Annotated in this window: 7 protein-coding genes and 1 pseudogene; all 8 read right to left on the bottom strand. The window is 69.6% G+C overall.

The features are described from left to right. Positions 1 to 108: pseudogene (locus B3T77_RS09735) on the bottom strand (protein TolR); the annotation flags it as partial. 3 nt (positions 109 to 111) lie between these two features. Beyond that, entirely contained in the window at positions 112 to 864 is a 753-nt protein-coding gene (gene tolQ / locus B3T77_RS09730) for a protein TolQ (RefSeq protein ID WP_292079150.1), read from the bottom strand. Positions 865 to 1,004: 140 nt separating this feature from the next. Continuing rightward, a complete protein-coding gene (locus B3T77_RS09725) occupies positions 1,005 to 1,439 on the bottom strand; it encodes a hypothetical protein (protein WP_292079149.1) in 435 nt (144 codons plus the stop codon). Between the two features lie 27 nt (positions 1,440 to 1,466). Then, on the bottom strand, positions 1,467 to 1,925 hold the full coding sequence (ybgC, locus tag B3T77_RS09720; RefSeq protein WP_292079155.1) for a tol-pal system-associated acyl-CoA thioesterase: 459 nt from the start codon (positions 1,923 to 1,925) through the stop codon (positions 1,467 to 1,469). A gap of 5 nt (positions 1,926 to 1,930) precedes the next feature. Further along, the gene (locus tag B3T77_RS09715) at positions 1,931 to 2,794 is read right to left on the bottom strand and encodes a hypothetical protein (RefSeq protein WP_292079146.1); all 864 of its coding nucleotides are present in this window, start codon (positions 2,792 to 2,794) and stop codon (positions 1,931 to 1,933) included. Further along, positions 2,791 to 3,159: a hypothetical protein gene (locus tag B3T77_RS09710; protein ID WP_292079144.1), complete on the bottom strand. Its 369-nt coding sequence runs from the start codon at positions 3,157 to 3,159 to the stop codon at positions 2,791 to 2,793. The genes B3T77_RS09715 and B3T77_RS09710 overlap by 4 nt, the downstream gene beginning before the upstream one ends. A 5-nt stretch (positions 3,160 to 3,164) precedes the next feature. Beyond that, a complete protein-coding gene (locus tag B3T77_RS09705; RefSeq protein WP_292079142.1) occupies positions 3,165 to 4,631 on the bottom strand; it encodes an alpha/beta hydrolase in 1,467 nt (488 codons plus the stop codon). A gap of 57 nt (positions 4,632 to 4,688) precedes the next feature. Beyond that, on the bottom strand, positions 4,689 to 5,084 hold a 396-nt coding region (locus B3T77_RS09700), incomplete at its 5' end, for a Holliday junction DNA helicase RuvB C-terminal domain-containing protein (protein ID WP_292079141.1).

Here is a 5,084-nt window from a genome sequence, read left to right as displayed (position 1 = left end):
CACCAGCATCACGTCCACCAGGGGCGTGACGTTGATCTCGGTCAGAGGCCCTTTACGCCCCCTGCGCCCTCGACGCCCGCCGCCGCTCGCACCACCGCCCATGGCCATGGCTCAGACGCCCCGCTTCAGGCTGAGGTCGCTGGACGGCGGGGGCGGAGGCGGCGGGGCCGACGGGCTGCCCAGGCGGCGCGCCACGGCGGCCTGCAGATCGTCGGCGAAGGCCTCCAGCCGGCCGACGAACTTGCCCGCGTCGATCGAGAATTTGTTGTAGGCGATATAGGCCGGGATGGCCGCCGCCAGGCCGATGGCCGTGGCGAACAAGGCTTCGGCAATAGCCGGCGCCACCGTCGTCAGATTGGTGTTGCCCGCCGCCGCGATCCGCCCGAACGCATTCATGATGCCCCACACGGTGCCGAACAGGCCGATGAAGGGCGAGGCCGTGGCCACCACCGACAGCACGCCCAGGCCATTCTCGATCTGCTGGCCCTCGCGCGAGATCAGGCTGTTCATCGCCTTGTCGATCCGCACCAGCAGCAGGTCGCCCTGATGCTCGTTCAAAGCCCCGCGCTGACGCGCCTCGCGCCAGTCCGACAGGGCGATCACCAGCATGCGCGGCAGGGCGTGGTCCGGCTCGGGTCCGGCCTGGGACGCCACCTCTTCCAGCGACCGGCCGGACTGAACCGACTTTTCGAACTCGTCGGCGCGCTTGTTCAGCGCCGTGAACCGAACCGCCTTGTCGATGATGATGGTCCACGACCAGATCGAGGCCGCCGCCAGCCCGATCATCACGCTCTTGACCACCCAGTCGGCGGTCATGAACAGCTCGACCGGGTTCATCATCGCGGCGTCGACAGGCGTGGTCATTCAGGCGCTCCGGGCGGAATCGAGATCGTCACGTTCCCTCTTCGACCGAGCGGACGTGACCATTGTGTGGCGTCCGGCCCGTTTAGCCCCGAGCCGTCCGCCCGTCATCTGACAGGCGCGTCATAAGGGTTAACAGCAGGTTACTCGGACGCCGTCCGCCGCGCGTTCGGATCGACCGCGACAGAGACCGGGGCGCCGACGCTGATGATGACGCCCTCGTGGCCTTCCTTGGCGATGGAATAGGTGGCGGCGTCCTTCAGCAGTTGCTCCTCGCACTGGCGATCGCCCGCCCGGCCCAGTTCGGCGCAGCCGCGCTTGGCCGCGTCGGCCCAGCCCAGGACGCGGCGCGTCGCCGCCTCGGCCCGCTTGATCGCCGCCTCGTCTTCTGCAGCGGCCTGCGCGATCAGGGCCTGGCGCGCGCCCTGCTGGTATTGCAGCTCGGCCTGGCCCGCCATCTTGCGTTCCCAGACCTTGTAATAGGGACAGCCCACCAGCCCGCCGCCGATCAGCAGCACGAACAGCAGGATCGTGACGATCACCGCGCTGGCGGACATCTTGTAGGTTTCTGCGGCCATGACGTTTTCCCCCTCGTTGGCGCGATCCTAGTCGGCGGCCCCGCTGGCCGCCAGCCACGGCGTGACCTTCTCGACCAGACCCTTCGACGGCCGTCGCGGCCGCCCGTCCAGATGGATGCACACCGCCGTCACCTCGGCCCGGCACAACACCTCGCCGGCTCGCTCCACGCTCTGGCGGATGATCAGCCGCACGCCCTTCACCTGCTCGTAGACGGTGCGCACCACCAGGGCGTCGTCGATCCGCGCCGGTTTCAGATATTTGATGTTCAACTCCGACACCACGAAGGCCAGCGGCTCGGCCTCCACCAGAAGGTCGGCGTGCCCCACCCCGATGGCGCGCAGGAAATCGGACCGCCCCCGCTCGAAATAGCGCACATAGTTGGCATGATAGACCAGGCCGGTGAAATCGGTGTCCTCGTAATAGACGCGCACCGGCAACAGGTGATCGCGCCCCTCGAAGCGGCCGGCGGTGGGTTGGTCGGAGATTGCGGTCACTGAAACCTCGTGCGTCGTGCAGTCGCCATAGCCAGTCCGATCGCGACAAGCCATCCGATCACGGGCGAAGCGCCATATCCCACCACCGGCGCCGGATAGGCGCCCAGCAGATTGGCCGCCGACAGACCGATCCAGAATCCGGCCATGGCCAGTCCGACGGCGGCTCCGATACCGCGCGCCCGCCAGCCCATCCACAGCAACGGGGCCGACAGCACGACCAACGCCAAGCCCGCCGCCACGCCGAGGATCGGCGACATGACCCAAACCGTCGGCACGACACCCTCGACATAGGGAACGCGCGGCAGCGCCTCCGAACGCGTCAGGCTCCAGAGCGCCAAAATCCAGGACAGGGCCGCCAGCGGCGCTAGCGTCTTCCACGAGCCTCTCGCCGCCGTCAGCAACCCGGTCGTTCCCACCGCGAAGGCCAGGCTGGCGGCCCCGTCGAAGCCGAGACCGAACGTCAGGATCGTCAGGGCCGCGACGCCTGCCGTCCACACATCGTCTGCATCCTGCGCCACGAGCCAGAGCAGCGAGGCGCCCAGCAGCGAAGCGGGATGGATCAGAACCGGCCCCAGCGCCAGCCAGCGATGCGCGCCTTGCATCTCCACGCCCATCGTCAGCATCAGGACGGCGACGACCAGGATCGCCGCCGCCGAGATCAACCTCGGGCCCCGGCCCGGCCGCGCCATCCGCGGCGCCGCCCAAAGCGCCACCGCCCCGATCAGAAACGCCGCGCCCTGGACCGCGACCGACGCCGTCCCTGCCCCGGCCGCCCGGATCGCCAGCAGGCTGATCGCCGCCGTCGCCGTGATCTGTGCGATCAGGGCGAGTGTTGGCCCATTCAACCGACGACGGATCACGGCCGGCGGTTCGGCGCGGCCATGAAGCCGGGGCAGTAGCTTTGGCGCATTTCGCGGAACTCGGTCGGCAGGGGGTCGTCGCTGAACAGGATGCGGTTGGGGATGGAAACGAAGCCCACCGCCGGCCCGCCCGCGACGCGTCCGACATAGCCGCACACCGATCGCCTTTCGCCGTTCTCGGCGTAGCGCAGCTCGGCGCCGCGCCCCGCCTGGGTGCGGATCTGGCGCATCACCCGCGCGTCGGCCGGCTCGGGCGACGAGGTGTTCGCCGGCTGCATCAGCACCCAGACGCCGACCGCGCACAGGGCGAGAACCAGCGCCGCCGCGATTATCAGGCGCTGCTGAAGCGGGCTGCGATGGCGCATCACCCTCATGCGGCGGGCGCATCCAGGGTGAAGTCCAGCGGCGTGTCGGCGGCGGGCAGGCAGGTCCGATCCACCGGCTTGGACGGATCACGCAGGAAGTCACGCGCCATCTTGCGCGTGCAGGGGCTGGCGTTGATGACGCCGTGGGTCGCGTTGGTCACGATCACCACCTGGCTGTTCGAATAGCCCTTGGCGGCCGCCTCGGTCAGCGGCGGCGGGCAGCCCGGATCGATCTCGGCGGCGACGAACAGGGTCGGGATGTCGGTCTGGACCGGCAGGTTCTCAATCGGCAGCGCCGGCCGTTCGCCCACCGCCGCGCAGACGTCGAACAGCCGCGACAGCGACGGGACCAGCACCTCGGCGACCGGATCACCGGCCGCCCCGGCCGCCAGCCACGCCTTGGATTCGAACGGCAGTTCTTCCTTGCACAGATGGGCCATGTGCTGACCCTCGAAATAATAGGTGCGGTCCTCGGCGATCTCCGCGACCGGCGTCAGGTCGCCGGCGATGATCTTGTCCAGATCGACCGGCAGGCTGCGCACGCCCGTCGCGCTATAGGTCGTGTCCATCAAGAACGCCGACAGGTCGTCGACGGTGAAGGTGCGCCCATCCTTGCCTGTCACCGGACCGGCCAGCCATTTGCGCGCCTCGACCTCGAACCGCGCCTGAAGGTCCGGATGCTGCGCCGCGCAGGCCGCCTGGGCCGCGCATTTGGCCAGGATGATCTTCACCGCCGCCGAGACCTGTTCGGGCGTGCCGACGGTCCAGTTGCCCTCGGGCGGCCAGGGGCTGTCCATCACGGCGGCGCGCACGATCTGGGGCTGGTGCGTGATGACCGCCGCCTCGATGCGCGGCCCGTACGATCCGCCCCACAGGTCGATCTTGGCCAGACCCAGGGCCTGGGCCATGTCCTTCACATCGTCGGCGATGGCGGCGGCGTTGTACTGGTTCAGGTCGATCCCTTGCGCCTGATACCCCTTCAGACAGGCGATCAGCCCGTCGCGGTCCTTGTCGGACGGCGGCCCCGCATCGGTCAGTTCGACGCCCGGACAGTCCATCGACGGAGTGCTCGCCCCGCCGCCGCGCTGGTCGAACAGGATCACGTCCTGATCCACCGCAAAGGCTTCCGGATTGCGACGCAGCGCCGCCAGCATCCGCCCCGCCCCCGGCGTCAGGGCTCCGCCCGGCCCGCCGTGGAACATCACCATCGGCGGCAGCGCCTGGCCCGAGGCGTCCTTGTAGGGCGCGCTGGCCTTGAAGATGACGACGGCGATGTCGATGCGCCGATCGCTGACCGAGCCGTCGCGCGCCTCGTCCACCCTCAGGGTCCCGCACCGCACCTCGCGCAGGCCCGTCGGCCAATCACTGGGACAGGCCTTGTCGGTGAAGACGGGGGCCGCCGCTCGCGCAGGCGGCGCCAGACTGGTCAGGCCGGCCGCAAACGCCATCACGGCCAGGGTGCGCAGGATCATGGGACGACGGCTCCGGTTCGCCCCCAGCAAACCCCCGCCCGCCCCGCTTGGCAACGCCTATTCGAACAGGTCGCCCGGCACGGGGCCGGCGGCCGGTTGCGCCGGCGCGCTGAGGCCCAGATGTGCATAGGCCTTGGCGCAGGCCATGCGGCCGCGCGGGGTGCGCATGATGAAGCCCTGTTGCAGCAGATAGGGTTCGATCACGTCCTCGACCGCATCGCGCGCCTCGGCGATGGCGGCCGCCAAGGTGTCCATCCCGACCGGCCCGCCGCCATAGTTCTCGATCAACGCCTTCAGGAAGCGCCGGTCCAGGCTGTCCAGCCCGGCCTCGTCCACCTCCAGCCGCGCCAGCGCCCGCGCCGCCACCAGTTTCGAGATCGTCTCGGCCCCTTCGGCCGAGGCGAAATCCCGCACCCGGCGCAGCAGACGCCCGGCGATGCGCGGCGTGCCCCA

Origin of the sequence: Brevundimonas sp. UBA7838, from assembly GCF_002500885.1 — a bacterium.
In the GTDB taxonomy this organism is placed as follows: Bacteria; Pseudomonadota; Alphaproteobacteria; order Caulobacterales; family Caulobacteraceae; genus Brevundimonas; species Brevundimonas vesicularis_C.
Note: the sequence above shows the minus strand (reverse complement) of the source record. Positions and strands in the feature narration are given on the sequence as shown.

Excerpts from the sequence above, each read along its gene's own strand:
- B3T77_RS09705 (WP_292079142.1), bottom strand. The coding sequence starts at position 4,631 with ATGATCCTGCGCACCCTGGCCGTGATGGCGTTTGCGGCCGGCCTGACC.
- B3T77_RS09710 (WP_292079144.1), bottom strand. The coding sequence starts at position 3,159 with ATGCGCCATCGCAGCCCGCTTCAGCAGCGCCTGATAATCGCGGCGGCG.
- B3T77_RS09725 (WP_292079149.1), bottom strand. The coding sequence starts at position 1,439 with ATGGCCGCAGAAACCTACAAGATGTCCGCCAGCGCGGTGATCGTCACG.
- tolQ (WP_292079150.1), bottom strand. The coding sequence starts at position 864 with ATGACCACGCCTGTCGACGCCGCGATGATGAACCCGGTCGAGCTGTTC.